This is a genomic window from Stenotrophomonas sp. PE591 (assembly GCF_018320795.1).
GTDB lineage: Bacteria > Pseudomonadota > Gammaproteobacteria > Xanthomonadales > Xanthomonadaceae > Stenotrophomonas > Stenotrophomonas maltophilia.
On sequence record NZ_JAAOKO010000004.1, the window covers coordinates 119080 to 133237 of the forward strand.

Below are 14158 nucleotides of genomic sequence, written 5' to 3' on the forward strand. Positions count from 1 at the left end.
AGGCCGGCGACTGCAACGCCGCCCACGAGGAAACGCCATGTCATCCGCCCCCTCTCCCGATGCCCATGCCTATCCACTGCTGATCAAGCAGCTGCTGCTGATGCCGCTGGCGGTGAGTCCTGAACAGGAAATCGTCTATGGCGACCAGCTCCGATTCGATTACCGCACCCTGCAGGCGCGCATCGGCCGGCTGGCCGGCCTGTTGACCTCGTTGGGCGTCGGCCACGGCGACACGGTGGCGGTGATGGACTGGGACAGCAACCGCTACCTGGAGGCCTACTTCGCGGTTCCGATGATCGGTGCGGTGCTGATGATGGTGAACGTGCGCCTGGCCCCCGAGCAGATCGCGTACACGCTGAACCACAGCGGCGCGCGGGTGATCCTGGCCAACCGCGAGTTCCTGCCGCTGCTGGACGCCATCGACGAGCAGCTGCCGGACCTGCGCACGCGCATCCTGCTGGACGACGCCGGTGGCCCGCCGCCGCCAGGCTTCGCCACCGAGTACGAAGCGGGGTTGCGCGGTGCCACGCCGGTCGTCCGCTTCCCGGACTTCGACGAGAATGCCCGTGCCACGGTGTTCTACACCACCGGAACCACCGGATTGCCCAAGGGGGTCTATTTCAGCCACCGGCAGCTGGTACTGCATTCGCTGGCGGCGATGGCCGCGCTCGGCGGCGCACCCCGCCAGGGCCGCCTGCATCGTGACGATGTCTACATGCCCATCACCCCGATGTTCCATGTGCACGCGTGGGGCCTGCCCTACGTGGCTACCGCGATGGGCATCAGGCAGGTCTATCCGGGGCGCTACCTGCCTGCAAAACTGCTGGCGTTGATCGCCCGCGAAAAGGTGACCTTCTCGCACTGCGTGCCAACCATCCTGCACATGCTGCTGGAGCACCCGGACGCCGCGCAGACCGACCTGGAGGGCTGGAAGGTGATCATCGGCGGTGCCGCCCTGCCCCGTGCCCTGGCGCAGCGCGCACTGGCGCGGGGCATCGACATCTTCGGCGGCTATGGCATGTCCGAGACCTGCCCTCTGCTCACCATCGCCCAGATCGACGTGGACAGCGTGACCGATGCCGACGAGGTGCTGTCACTGCGCACCAAGGCCGGCATTCCGGTGCCGCTGGTGGACCTGCGCATCGTCGACCCGGACATGGGCGATGTCGCCCATGATGGCATCGCCACCGGTGAAGTGGTGGCGCGCGCCCCCTGGCTGACCCAGGGCTACCTGCACGATCCCGACGCCTCGGCAACGCTGTGGGCGGGCGGCTACCTGCACACCGGCGACATCGGCAACATCGACGAAGCTGGCTACCTGCGTGTCACCGACCGCATCAAGGACGTGATCAAGACCGGGGGCGAATGGATCTCATCGCTCGCGCTGGAAGACATCATCGCACTGCACCCGGCGGTCAGCGAGGTCGCGGTGATCGGTATCGCCGACACGAAATGGGGCGAGCGGCCATTGCCACTGGTGGTCAGGAAGCCGGGAAGCCATGTGGCCGAAGCGGAGATCATCGAACTGGTCGCGGCGCGCAGCCGTTCCGGAGACATCTCACGCTATGCGATCCCGGAGCGCGTGAGCTTCGTGGATGCAATCGAGCGGACCAGCGTGGGCAAGATCAACAAGAAGAAGCTGCGCGGGCTGCATGATCCGGTCCTTGGCACCGGCGGGCGATGACGGCCTCTGCCGGCACCGCTCAAGCGCGCGACGCCCCACCCTGCAGCAGCTGGACCCAGCTCTGGAATCCCTCCAGGAAGCGCTGCAGGCGCTTGCGCGTCGCCGCGTCGAAATCTTCCGCGTCATCGTCGTAGGCGGCCGCTGCTTCGGCCACATAGAGCTGTGGCGAGGCCATGGTCAATGCGCCCATGGCGGTCAGTGTATGGCGCAGCTGCGACTGTGCCAGTTTGGTGCCCCAGTGACCCGGCGTAGCGCCGATGATCGCCACCGGCTTGGCCGAAAGGACCGTGCGGTACTCGGCATCGTCGCGGGACAGCCAATCGAGCGTGTTCTTGAGTACGCCGGGCAGTGACTGGCTGTACTCCGGCGTGGCGATCAGCACGCCGTCAGCGGATGCAATGGCCGCGCGCAGGCGCTTGACCCCGGCAGGACCGGCCGGATCGGCGGCTTCCAGGTCTTCGTCGAACAGCGGAATATCGGCAAGGGTGTCATGCACGGTCAGCAGCAGGCCCGCAGGTGCGGCACCTGCTGCAGCCCTGACCAGGCGCCGGTTGTAACTGTTGCTGCGCAGGCTGCCGGCAAACGCCAGGATGTTCAGCGGTGGAGGGGTGTCGGACATGCGGGATTCCTCGGATGCGTCGATGCGGGGTCACGGGCCAGGCATCGACAGCACGGGTGGGCCAGGGCCAGACTGGATCTGCAGAGGATCACGGTTCCGGCGGTGTAGTGCCTTCGTCCTTGCTGCTCCCTCTTCCAGGGTGAACAGGGCGCGGCGGGGCAATCCAGCACGTGCCACTGCCCGCGTTGCCGCCCCTGTCCCGCCACACCGTACGCCTACTGCACGGGCTGGCTGGCTTCAGTGATGGACACTGGTCGTGCCATGCTGTCGAACGTATTGACCTTCCAGAGGTAGCGTACGCCATCCTGCTCGATGACCTTCTGCAACAACGGTATCTGCTTGGCTGCGATGATTCCGCTGGCACGCTGATATGCCGGTCGCCCGGCCAATGCCGGATAGCTGCCGGAAGCGTCAAGCTGATAGCTGAGGGTGGTGGCGCGGCCCGGCTGGACCGAGGAAAGCAGATAGCCTTCGTCCACATTGAATCGATTGCCAAAGGTGTGTCGGGTGGTGACACCCTCTGCATCCTTGACGTCCACCCACTTCGTGGCCGGCGAATTGGCCTGGCACAGTTCCTTGCTGCCGTCGGCATAGCACCCGTTGGCCGGGCCGTAACTGTAGGCCCACGTATAAGGCTGGTCGATGCCCGGCCCGGTGACTGTCCTGGAAACCAGCGACCACGTGTAGTACCTGGCGGGCGTGTATTCGATCGAGTCGAGGAACCCGCTACCGGTGCTGTCGGGCATATTGCAGCCATAACGCGCCCACGAGCGGCCATGCAGCGTCGGCTCGAAGCGATACTTCGCCACTGCACCACTGGGATGGCGGATCGAACCGGAATGGCCGTAGGTCACCACACCCGGATTCCGGCAGAAACCCCGCTCTGCGGGAACGGCACCGGCACCCATGGTGCCTACGTTGAACCCCGTAGTCTGCCAGTAGGACTGGTCCGGGAAGGTGACCTTGTAGCCACCCACCACGGTACCGTAGGTCCACGTCCTCCCGCCCGCACGGACCGCGCTCACTTCGCTTGGCAGCGTGCTGGGCGATCCAGCCGTCCATTCGAGATCGACGGTGCGGCCATCGTTGGCTGCGATGCGCAGCAACTGCCGTGGATTTGCCGGATCCCACGTGTAGGTCACCGAATTTCCAAACCGGTCTCGGGCACTGGTCGGAAGAATATGGAACTCCTGCCGGAAAAGAACGAACTCGAACTCCGTAACCGAGCCGAAGTTTCCCCGCGAGTATCCCTTCTTGATCAATGGCGGTCCGCTGCCAAGGCTGGCCATATGATTGAGCGTATAGGTGATACCGGCAGGCGTCGTGACTTCGAAGCCCTCACCCGCCCCATCGTCCATGGCGACGCAGCGGATGACATTGCCGCTCTTGGTTCGCATCGGGTACGCATGGCCTGTACTCGGCACGGGCCATTCGTTGCTTTGCGCGAGTAGATCCTCGTCACCGGTCTCTGGCAGGTAGAGCTGCGTTCCATGCCAGAACTCGTCGGAGTTGAAGTACTCGGTGAATGTCCCCGGTCCTGTCGGCGTCTGTGCCTTCACCGTGACGATCTCGGTTGGAGGCGGGGTGAACTTCGAACAGCGGTTGAGCGGCTCGGCCACCACGTAATTCTTCCATCCCCCCTGGGTGCTGAACGTTCCATGCACCCTGGGCAGGGCCAGGTCCCACACCCCGAACATGCCCAATCCCTGCCGGCCCTGCGCACCTGCCACCAAGCGCCGCTTGATGCCCACCTCCAGCGCACTGTTGCCCGGCAGGTCGACGTCGGTCTGCAGGAATTCCACCGAGCCGGTAAACAGCCCGATCCTTTCCCCGAACATGTCACCGGTATCCAACTGCAGAATCTGCCCGCGGGCATTCAGCGCCGCCGCGTAATCCTCCATCACCGTCGAGCCGCGGTTGGCGCTCGACGCAGGCAGGGCCGTCATACACAGCAGCGCAGCTGCCGCGATCCTTGCGTACATGGTGTCCCCCTCGTCGACGAAGCAGAGCTTACTTCGCGCTCGTCGGCACCGGCAAGGATGATTCCCCGCACGTCACAGCGTCCTGACCCGCCCCGGCGGCCCTGGAAACGCCGTTACTCAGATACGCGTCGTGGCCATGAACCGTTCGCGGTCCTGCTGCGTGCGGCGGCGGATCTCCTCCAGCGCCTGGCTTTCGGTCGCCTGCAGCATGGCCTCGAACAGGCGCTGGAAGTGATGGCGCATCGCATTGCGCGCGGCCACCGGATCGCGCGCGCGGAGGGCTTCGAAGATCGCCATGTGCTCGTCGGCACGGCTGGCGCCATCATCATGGCAGACCCGTGCATAGACCTCGGTTACCCGCGGCAGTTCGCTGCGCATGCGCCAGATCTGCTGCACGAAGAACTCCACCACCGGGTTGCCGGAAAGCCGTGCGATGGCCAGGTGGAAACGGCGGTCGTACTCGCCGGCTTCCGCGTCGCTCAGGTCGCGACGGCACAGCGCTTCGGCCAACGCCTGCAGCTCGGCAATGCCGGCATCATCCAGATTGCTTGCCGCCAGAGCGGCGGCCTCGGCCTCGAATACCGCGCGGGCAGCGGTGAGGTCGAAGGCGCTGACATCCGGCAGCCCGCCGGGCGCCTGCGTCGGGCGCGGCTTCACATGCACGCCCGAACCGATGCGGATCGCGATCCAGCCCTGTGCTTCCAGTGCGATCTCGGCTTCGCGGATGGTGACCCGGCTGACACCGAACCGTTCGGCCAGTTCACGCTCGCCCGGCAGCCGCGAGCCCGGCGGGAATTCGCCGTCCTCGATCAGCTTGCGGAGCTTGGCAGCGATGGTCTGGTAAAGGCGGTTGGCGGACATGCGGCTGACCCTTGGCGATTCCTTCCCGGTCCCTGCCCTGCCACCGCGGCCGGCAAGGGTCCGGTTGGAGCGACGGCGCGACCACTGGCCGCGCCGCCCTGTTCAGAACTTGTATCGTACACCGAAATACGCACGTCGCCCGTAGGTCACCACTTCGCGGAAGTTCCCATAAAGCGGCTGGTAGGCCACGCGCGGCTCGTTGGTCAGGTTCATCAACTCCAGCGACAGCGACAACCGCTTGTTCACCCGGTAGCGCAGGCGCAGGTCCACGCTGGTGTTGTCATCGTAGTAGCGGTTCTGCTGTGCGGTGTTGCCGGTGAAGTCCTGGTAGTAGTGCGAGCGGAACTTGCCGATGGCCTGGATGTTGAAGCGCCCGACGTCCCAGTAGATCGAGCCGGACAGGACGTGCCGCGAGAAGCCGCTGAGGCCCGCCGGCGGCACGATCGCCGGAATGATCGTGCCGTCACTGGCCAGCTGCTCGCCCAGTCGTGAGTCCTGGGTCTGGTAGTCGGCATCGGCGTAGTTGTAACTGACCTTGAAGCCCAGTCCGTCGAACGGCTTGGGCAGGTACGACAGTCGATGGGTGGCGGTCAGCTCGAAGCCGGTCAGCGTGCTGTCCTCGTCGGTGGTTACCTGCTGGCGTACCGGCACGGTCACGCTCTGGCCATCGATGGTGTAGGTCTCCGGCACCAGCGCGGTGGCGGTGCCGCCGTTGAACTGCTTCCAGTACACCGCGCCGGCCAGCATCGTGTCCGGGTTCGGGTACCACTCCAGTGACAGGTCGCCGTTCCAGGACATCAGCGGCTGCGCGGCGGGGTTGCCGCTGGCGCTGATGTCATCCAGCGCGTCGGCCAGATTGCCGTAGGTGGCATCACTGCTCACGTTGATGGTGCGCCCGGCACCCAGCGCGGCGATGTCCGGCCGTGACATCGCGCGGTATGCACCGACCCGCAGCAACACGTCCGGGCGCAGTTCGAAGGCCGCGTTGAGGCTGGGCAGCAGCTTGTCGTTGCCCGCCTTGAACACCTGCGTGCTGTACGCACCGGTGGGTTGCAGGCGGATCGTGCCGTCACCATTGTCCTCGATACGCAGCCCGGTACGCACGCCTTCGGAGCGAACATCGGTCTTGACCCAGCGCAGGCCGAGGTTGCCGGTCACCGGCAAGCCGAACAGGCTGCTGCTGAACTCCCCCATCAGATAGAGCGCGCGTGTCTTCTCGGTGATATCGACATTGTTCGGATCCTGGAAACCCGGATCCAACCCACTGTCGAGGCTGCCACGGAACGACTGGTACAGGCAGTTCGGATCGAAGTACGCCCACGAGGAGATCGTGTTGCCGCTGGCGGCATCCATGAAGTCATCCTGCGGGAACGGTGCGCGGCAGGCCTGGTTGGCGGCGATGATCTTCGCCTTGTCGGCCGCCACGCGCTGGTCGTAGTCGGTTACCAGGGTGTTGTCGCGCAGGCGGTAGTCAGCCTGGCTGGCACGCACGCCGCCCTTGATGCGGGTGAAGAAGCCGGACTCGGGCATGAAGCTGGCATCGAAGCGACCGGCCTTGATCCTGTGGTCGTTCTCCGTTGCGCTGGAGGTGACGCGCGCCGCGCCGGTGTAGGCGTCCCAGTTGTTGGGGTCGAAGTTCGGCGCCAGGGCAACACTGGGCACTTCGCCGTGCCAGTCCCAGTCATAGTCCACGTAGCCGGTGGCACCACTGCTGATGCCCGGCACGATGGCATTGTTGACGTCGCGCTGGTTGGCGCGCAGGCGGGTCATGCGCTCGCTGTCGAGGCGATTGGTGTGCGAGTACGAAAGATCGGTGGACAGTTCCCAGGCCGGGGTCGGTCGCAGGATCAGGTTCAGGCCACCCCCGGTGTATTCCTCGCCACGCCAGTAGCGGTTGGAAGTGGAGTCGATCGAGGTGCTGCCATGCAGGTGACGCACGATGCCCCCTGCGTCCACATCGCGCCGGGTGATGCCGCGGCGAGCGTTGGACAGGCTCAGATCGCTGCGGTTCTCGTACCAGTTGCGCTCGGTGTGTTCGACGTCGAGGTTCACTTCGACCACATCGTTGGGCCGCCACTGCAATGCGGCGAACTCGCTCTGCCGGTCGTTGCGCTCCTGCTTGAGGCGGTAGATGCGGCTGCTTGGCACCAGGTAGTACGGCGCGCCGTTGGCGATGGCCTGCGCGGACACTTCATTGCAGTTGGCATTGCCCACGTTCTGCGTGCCATCGCAGGCATACCAGGTGGAACCACTGGTGATGCTCTCTTCTGGATCGGTGCCATCCAGGCGCTGGAAGCCCAGCGAGATGCCCAGCTTCTGCCCGTTGCCGAACTCGAACTGGTCGATGTAGCTGGCGGTGCCGCGATAGCCGATGCCGTCGTCGTCGCGGTACTTCTTGTCATACTCGGCCCAGCTGCCACGCAGGTCCAGCTGCGCCGCACGCTTGCCGTACTCCAGTGGACGCACTGTTTCCAGGCCGATGGTGCCAGCCACGCCGCCTTCGATGATGTCGGCGCGCTGGGTCTTGTAGATGGCCACCGTGTTGATCAGCTCGGCCGGGAACATGTTGAAGTTCACCGAGCGGTCGCCGCTGCCGTTGGTGATCTCGCGGCCGTTGAAGTTGGTGCTGCTGAGGAAGGCGCCCAAGCCACGGATCGAGATCTCCGACGCACCGGTCTTGTCGCGGGTCGAGGCGGCGCCGGTCAGGGTCTCGATCGCGTCGGCCAGCGAGGGCGCCGGCAGGTCGCCGATGTCATCGGCCGACAGCACGTCGGCAATGACCGTGTCGTCGCGCTTCTTGTTGATCGAACTCTGCATCGATTCGCGGATGCCGGTGACCTGCACCTGGTCCAGCGTGGTGGGATCCTGCCCTGCCGCGTCCTTGCTGGATTGCGCCTGGGCCGTGGGCAGGCCCGCCAGCACGGCGAGCAGCGCCACGATCAGGGGTGTGGGGGACAACGAGATGCTGTGCACTGCTCCGGCGGGTCGCCGCATGGTTTCCTCCTCCCAAAGGATCGCCTGCATGCCAGGCGTGGGACGCAGCTTCGGCACGGCGACATGAAAATGTCAACCAATTGGTATGCGAATGTTCAAATGCCTTTGATCCATACCAGTTGATCGCAATTTAATGTGCTCATGCAGCATGACTTTGCGCGAAAGCTGGCTTACAACAGACCCGAAAGTGGTATGCAGGCCCACCCTGAAACGACGGCCCGGCCGTCCCTGGAAGGATTTCATGCGCATTCACTCGCTGGCGCGTCACCCGTCCAATCACCCATCACTGTTTTGCCTGACCACTGGTCTGGTCATGTGCCTGACCACTTCAGCGGCGAGTGCAGCCAGCTGGCTCGTCCACGATGTCGCGGAGTTCACTACCGCCGCCTCGGCGCTGCAGCCTGGCGATGAGATCGTGCTGGCTGACGGCACCTGGACCGATGCCCGGCTGCTGCTGAAGGGCCAGGGCACGGCAGACGCGCCGATCGTGCTGCGCGCGCAGACCGCCGGCAAGGTTGTCCTCAGCGGGCGCTCAGACCTGCGCCTGGCGGGGAGCTACCTGCAGGTGTCCAACCTGGTGTTCCGCAACGGCTATGCGCCGGGTGATGCGGTGGTGGCGTTCCGCGAGTCGAGCAAGGCCGTCGCCAGCAACAGCCGCGTCACCGGCCTGGTGATCGATGACTACACCAACCCGGATGCCAGCGACCAGGACTACTGGGTATCGCTGTATGGCAGCAACAACCGGTTGGATCACAGCCAGTTGCGCGGCAAGACCAACGCCGGGCCGACCGTGGTGGTGGTGCGCGATGCCACCCAGGGCCTCGACAACCAGCACCGTATCGACCACAACTGGTTCGGGCCGCGCCCGGCGCTGGGCGTCAACGGGGGCGAAACGATCCGCGTCGGCACCAGCGACAGCTCACTGAGCGATTCCAACAGCACGGTGGAGAACAACTGGTTCGAAGGCTGCGACGGCGAGACCGAGATCATCAGCAACAAGTCCGGCGGCAACACCTACCGCGGCAACGTGTTCTACCGTTCGGCCGGCGCATTGACCCTGCGCCATGGCAACGGCAACCGGGTGATCGACAACGTCTTCCTCGGCGATGACAAGGCCGGCACCGGCGGCGTACGCATCATCAACGCCGACCAGACCGTCAGCAACAACTACTTCGAGCGGCTGGCCGGGTCCAGCAACCGCTCGGCACTGGCGGTGATGGATGCGCAGGCCAGTCCTCCGCTGTCCGGCTATGCGCCGGTGGTGAATGCCGTGATCAATCGCAACACCTTCGTGGACGTGGCGAAGATCAGTTTCGGCGTCGGCCACGATGAAGCCAAAGGCATCGTGGTCGCCGCCAGCAGCAGCCGCTTCACCGGCAACCTGATCGTCAACCGCAACAGCAGCAACCCACCAACTGCCACCAGTTCGCTGGCCGGCATCGACTTCAGCGGCAACGTGCAGTCGCCGGCAGCCAGCACCGTGTTCCCGGGAGGCGTAGAAGGCCGTGGCGTCAGCCTGCAGCGGGCTGCCAGCGGATTGTGGGCGGCCACGCCTGCCCTGCCCGCCGTGGGCGCCGATCCTGCCCTGGCGATGACCGCGCGCGAGGCGACCGGCGTCGCCTGGTATCCCAAGGTGGGCGAAGTTGCCCTGTCACGCACCCGCAATGGAGTTGATCGATGAGGTTGCAGCCGCTGTTCGTTTCCCTGGCCCTGGCCGCCCCCTTCGCCCTGCTGCCGACCGCGTCGCTGCTCGCAGCGCCCGCTGCCGCTGCGCGGCAGGCCGACACCGCGCCGGTGCTGGTCACCGCTGCGCAGTGGCAGCAGATGGCCGGCGAAGGCCGCCGCTACCCGTGGTTCGCCAAGGAGCAGGCGCGTACCGAGGCAACACTGAAGAAGATGATGAAGGCCGGCATCGACGTGCCGGTGCCCAGGGACAAGGGCGGCGGGCGCACCCATGAACAGCACAAGCGCAACTACCAGGCACTGTTGGCGGCGGGCACGCTGTACCGATTGACCGGCGACAGGACCTACGTGGACTACGCGCGCGACATGCTGCTGCAGTATGCCAAGCTGTACCCGACGCTCGGCCCGCACCCGGAAGGCAGGGGCCAGATTCCCGGCCGCGTGTTCTGGCAGGTGCTCAACGATTCGGTATGGCTGGTCAACGCCATCCAAGGCTATGACGCGATCCGTGACGTGCTGTCCGCCGAGGACCGCAACACCATCGAATCGAAGGTGTTCCGGCCGATGGCCGAGTTCCTCGTCAGCGAACCGAAGAACTACGACCAGATCCATAACCACGCCACGTGGGCGGTGGCCGCCACCGGCATGACCGGCTACGTGCTGCGCGACCAGGAACTGGTGGAGAAGTCCCTGCGCGGCAGCCAGAAGGACGACACGTTCGGCTTCCTGCGGCAGATCGACCTGCTGTTCTCGCCCGATGGCTACTACGAGGAAGGCCCCTACTACCAGCGCTATGCACTGGCGCCGTTCCTGCTGTTCGCCAACGCCATCGAACGCAATGAGCCGCAGCGGAAGATCTTCGCGCGTCGCGATGGCGTGCTGCTGAAGGCGGTGGATGTGCTGGTGCAGTCCAGCTATGGCGGCCTGTTCTTCCCGATCAACGATGCGATCCTGGACAAGGGCATCGACACCGAAGAGCTGGTGGCCGGCATCGGCATCGCCTATGCGCGCACCGGTGATGACCGCCTGCTGTCGGTGGCCCAGCAGCAGAAACGCCTGCTGTTGTCACCCGAAGGCCTGCAGGTGGCGCAGGCACTGGCCGCCCACAAGGCCAAGCCCTTCGACTACCGCCCAATGCTGCTGCGCGATGGCCCCGACGGCGACCGCGGCGGCCTGGCGATCCTGCGCATGAACGGCGAACGCGGCCAGGCACTGGTGCAGAAGGACACGATGCAGGGCATGGGACACGGCCACTTCGACAAGCTCAACTGGCTGTTCTACGACAACGGCAACCCGGTGGTGACCGATTACGGCGCCGCCCGCTTCCTCAACGTGGAAGCCAAGCGCGGTGGCATCTACCTGGCCGAGAACCGCAGCTGGGCCAAGCAGACCGTGGCCCACAACACCCTGGTGGTGGACCAGCAGAGCCACTTCATGGGCGACTGGAAGCGTGGCGAGGAACATGCCCCGCAGGTGCGCTTCTTCCAGGCCGATGCCGATACCCAGATTGCCTCGGCAACGATGCGCGATGCCTATCCCGGCGTGGCGTTCACCCGCACCCAGGCGCTGCTGCGCCACCCCGACCTGGGCCTGCCGGTGGTGCTGGACCTGCTGCAGGTGCACGGCGACAAGGCCGCGCGCTACGACCTGCCGCTGCACTTCAACGGCCACATCGTCACCACCGGCTTCGAGGCCGAGCACTTCCCCAGCCAGCGCCCGGTACTGGGCAAGGACAACGGCTACCAGCACCTGTGGCTGGATGCACGCAGCAAACCCGGCAGCGAGCCGCGGTCGCTGGCGTGGCTGCTGGACGGGCGCTTCTACACCTACCGCTTCGGCAGCAGTGCGCCGGCGCAGGCGCTGCTGGTGGAAAGCGGCGCGAACGATCCGGAATTCAACCTGCGCCGTGAGCCTGCCCTGCTGCAGCGCGTGGACGGCCAGAAGGACGTCACCTTCTTCAGCGTGCTGGAGCCGCATGGCGAGTACAACGGCACCGCCGAGTACGTGCACGGCGCCGACAGCCGCATCAGGGACATCGTGCGCACCCGCGGCAGCGATGCCGAGGTGATCGAGTTGCGCCTGGCCAGCGGTGCACGCATCGCCTTGGGTGTCGCCGATAACAGCGCCACCACGAGCGAGCACAGCGTGACCGTCGACGGCCACGTCTACCGCTGGAACGGCAGCCATGCACGCCTGGACCGCAGCAAGGGTGACGGCAAATGAACGGCCCTGCGGTGGTGGCCAAGCTGCGCAAGGTGCCGGTGCGTTCAGCCGTGCGCTGGCTGATCGTGGGCCTGATTGCCGTGGCCACGGTCATCAACTACATCGACCGCAACGCACTGGCGGTGATGTGGCCGGAAATCGCCAGGGAAGTGGGCGCGACCAAGGATGACTACGCCCTGCTGGTGACGGTGTTCATGCTGTTCTACGCCGCCGGCCAGTTCCTGTTCGGCCGCCTGTTCGACATGATCGGCACGCGCCTGGGTTTCGCGTTGTCGATCAGCGTGTGGTCGATCTCCATCGCCCTGCATTCGGTCACCCATTCGATGCTGTCCTTCAGCCTGGTGCGGGCGATGCTGGGCATCAGCGAAGCAGGCGCGTGGCCGGGCGCGGTGAAGGCCAATGCCGAGTGGTTCCCGGCGCGCGAGCGCGCATTGGCGCAAGGCGTGTTCAACGCCGGCGCGTCGATCGGCGCGATCGTGTCCGCGCCGGCCATCGCCGGCCTCTACCTGTGGCTGGGCTGGCGCGGTACCTTCGTGCTGGTCGGTGCAATCGGTTTCCTGTGGCTGCTGCCATGGCTGTTTGTCTACCGCGCCGGCCCGGACAAGCACCCGTGGGTGAGCGATGCCGAGCGCCGGCTGATCCAGGAAGACCAGGCCGGGCAACAGGCGGTGGTGGCGCCGAAGGCCAGCGTTCGTGAGCTGCTGGCCCACCGGCAGAGCTGGGGCATGCTCGCCTGCCGCTTCCTGCTGGACCCGATCTGGTGGCTGTTCGTGTCCTGGCTGCCGATCTACCTGGCTGAAACCTTCGGCTTCGACATCAAGCAGATCGGCCTGTTCGCCTGGGTGCCGTTTGTCGGCGCGATGCTGGGCAGCCTCAGCGGCGGCTGGCTCTCCGGGCGGATGATCCGCGCCGGGCACAGCGTGGACCGCGCCCGCAAGCTGGCCATCACGCTGGGCTGCGTGATCATGGCCCCTGCCCTGCTCGGCGCTGTGCTGGCCAACCAGCCGCTGCTGGCGGTGCTGGCAATCGCTGCGGTGCTGTTCGGCTTCCAGGTGGCCATCGGCAACATCCAGACCCTGCCGGGCGACCTGTTCGACGGCCGCTCGGTGGGCACCCTGGCCGGCCTGGGTGGCCTGGCCGCCGTGGCCGGCACCTTGATCACCACCTGGCTGGTGCCGGTGCTGACCCGCCACTCCTATGCCCCGATCTTCATCCTCGTTGCCGCCCTGGTGCCACTGTCGCTGGCCGCGCTGTGGTGGTGGACCGGCCGTATCCACAAGCTCGACCGCCGCGGCGGTTGAGCCCACGTTTTTCATTCCCCCGCAAACCAAGGAGTTTTCCGCATGTCGTTCCAGGACAAGGTGGCCATTGTCACCGGCGGTGGCCGCGATATCGGTCGCGCCGTTTCGATCAAGCTGGCTGCCGCCGGTGCACGCGTCTGCATCAACTACGCCAATGACGAGGCCAGTGCCCAGGAAACGCTGGCACGGATCCAGGCGGCCGGTGGCCAGGCCATGGTGCATCGCGCCGACGTCACCGACGCCACGGCCGTCGCCGGCCTGGTCGCTGCGGCACAGGCCGCGTTCGGCGAGCGTATCGACCTGCTGGTGAACGTGGCCGGTGGCATGGTGCAGCGCCGGCCGCTGGCCGACATCGACCCGGCGTTCTTCCACACCGTGATGGACCTGAACCTGACCTCGACCTACCTGACCACGCACGCGGTGGTGCCGTACATGCGCGAAGGCGCGGCCATCGTCAACTTCGCTTCGCAGGCAGGGCGTGATGGTGGCGGTCCGGGCGCGTCGATCTACGCCACCGCCAAGGCGGCGGTGATGACCTTCACCCGTGCCATGGCCAAGGAACTGGGGCCGAAGGGTATCCGGGTGAACGCGCTGTGCTGCGGCATGATCGCCACCCGCTTCCACGACGAATTCACCAAGCCGGAAGTACGCACGGCCGTTGCCGGTGCCACCCCGTTGCGCCGTCAGGGGGCGCCGGACGAAGCCGCCGACGCTGCGGTGTTCCTGGCCTCGGATGCGGCGGCGTTCATCACCGGCGCGAATCTGGACGTCAACGGCGGCACCTACTTCTCCTGACACCTGACCGGACTCC

9 protein-coding genes are annotated in these 14158 nt (G+C 65.9%); 5 read left to right on the forward strand and 4 right to left on the reverse strand.

The genetic code is table 11. The features are described from left to right. The first annotated feature begins 37 nt into the window (after nt 1–37). Entirely contained in the window at nt 38–1684 is a 1647-nt protein-coding gene (locus tag JLDANKMP_RS12465; protein ID WP_212561259.1) for a fatty acid--CoA ligase, read from the forward strand. Between the two features lie 19 nt (nt 1685–1703). On the opposite strand, the gene JLDANKMP_RS12470 is transcribed toward JLDANKMP_RS12465, so the two are convergent. The 4 genes from JLDANKMP_RS12470 to JLDANKMP_RS12485 form a co-directional block, all read right to left on the reverse strand. After that, nucleotides 1704–2303, reverse strand: a complete 600-nt coding sequence (locus JLDANKMP_RS12470) for an NADPH-dependent FMN reductase (RefSeq protein WP_212561260.1) — start codon at nt 2301–2303, stop codon at nt 1704–1706. A 215-nt stretch (nt 2304–2518) separates the two neighbouring features. Continuing rightward, nucleotides 2519–4285 carry a wall associated protein gene (locus JLDANKMP_RS12475; protein ID WP_212561261.1) on the reverse strand — a complete coding sequence of 589 codons (1767 nt, stop codon included), beginning with the start codon at nt 4283–4285 and terminating at the stop codon, nt 2519–2521. A 117-nt stretch (nt 4286–4402) separates the two neighbouring features. After that, nucleotides 4403–5146: a FadR/GntR family transcriptional regulator gene (locus JLDANKMP_RS12480; protein ID WP_005409753.1), complete on the reverse strand. Its 744-nt coding sequence runs from the start codon at nt 5144–5146 to the stop codon at nt 4403–4405. Nucleotides 5147–5248: 102 nt separating this feature from the next. Further along, nucleotides 5249–8140: a TonB-dependent receptor gene (locus tag JLDANKMP_RS12485; RefSeq protein WP_212561262.1), complete on the reverse strand. Its 2892-nt coding sequence runs from the start codon at nt 8138–8140 to the stop codon at nt 5249–5251. A gap of 241 nt (nt 8141–8381) precedes the next feature. On the opposite strand from JLDANKMP_RS12485, the gene JLDANKMP_RS12490 reads away from it, so the two are divergent. Genes JLDANKMP_RS12490 through JLDANKMP_RS12505 form a run of 4 tightly spaced genes read left to right on the forward strand, consistent with a single transcriptional unit; the run spans nt 8382 to nt 14142 of the window. After that, nucleotides 8382–9821 (forward strand): polysaccharide lyase 6 family protein, encoded by a 1440-nt coding sequence (locus JLDANKMP_RS12490; RefSeq protein WP_212561263.1) that lies wholly within the window; start codon nt 8382–8384, stop codon nt 9819–9821. Next, nucleotides 9818–12046 (forward strand): oligoalginate lyase, encoded by a 2229-nt coding sequence (locus JLDANKMP_RS12495; protein ID WP_212561264.1) that lies wholly within the window; start codon nt 9818–9820, stop codon nt 12044–12046. The genes JLDANKMP_RS12490 and JLDANKMP_RS12495 overlap by 4 nt, the downstream gene beginning before the upstream one ends. Beyond that, nucleotides 12043–13347, forward strand: a complete 1305-nt coding sequence (locus JLDANKMP_RS12500) for an MFS transporter (RefSeq protein WP_212561265.1) — start codon at nt 12043–12045, stop codon at nt 13345–13347. Before JLDANKMP_RS12495 ends, JLDANKMP_RS12500 begins: the two co-directional genes overlap by 4 nt. A 42-nt stretch (nt 13348–13389) precedes the next feature. Continuing rightward, nucleotides 13390–14142 (forward strand): glucose 1-dehydrogenase, encoded by a 753-nt coding sequence (locus JLDANKMP_RS12505; protein ID WP_212561266.1) that lies wholly within the window; start codon nt 13390–13392, stop codon nt 14140–14142. Nucleotides 14143–14158 lie beyond the last annotated feature (16 nt).

Excerpts from the sequence above, each read along its gene's own strand:
- JLDANKMP_RS12465 (WP_212561259.1), top strand. The coding sequence starts at position 38 with ATGTCATCCGCCCCCTCTCCCGATGCCCATGCCTATCCACTGCTGATC.
- JLDANKMP_RS12470 (WP_212561260.1), bottom strand. The coding sequence starts at position 2,303 with ATGTCCGACACCCCTCCACCGCTGAACATCCTGGCGTTTGCCGGCAGC.
- JLDANKMP_RS12475 (WP_212561261.1), bottom strand. The coding sequence starts at position 4,285 with ATGTACGCAAGGATCGCGGCAGCTGCGCTGCTGTGTATGACGGCCCTG.
- JLDANKMP_RS12480 (WP_005409753.1), bottom strand. The coding sequence starts at position 5,146 with ATGTCCGCCAACCGCCTTTACCAGACCATCGCTGCCAAGCTCCGCAAG.
- JLDANKMP_RS12485 (WP_212561262.1), bottom strand. The coding sequence starts at position 8,140 with ATGCGGCGACCCGCCGGAGCAGTGCACAGCATCTCGTTGTCCCCCACA.
- JLDANKMP_RS12490 (WP_212561263.1), top strand. The coding sequence starts at position 8,382 with ATGCGCATTCACTCGCTGGCGCGTCACCCGTCCAATCACCCATCACTG.
- JLDANKMP_RS12495 (WP_212561264.1), top strand. The coding sequence starts at position 9,818 with ATGAGGTTGCAGCCGCTGTTCGTTTCCCTGGCCCTGGCCGCCCCCTTC.
- JLDANKMP_RS12500 (WP_212561265.1), top strand. The coding sequence starts at position 12,043 with ATGAACGGCCCTGCGGTGGTGGCCAAGCTGCGCAAGGTGCCGGTGCGT.
- JLDANKMP_RS12505 (WP_212561266.1), top strand. The coding sequence starts at position 13,390 with ATGTCGTTCCAGGACAAGGTGGCCATTGTCACCGGCGGTGGCCGCGAT.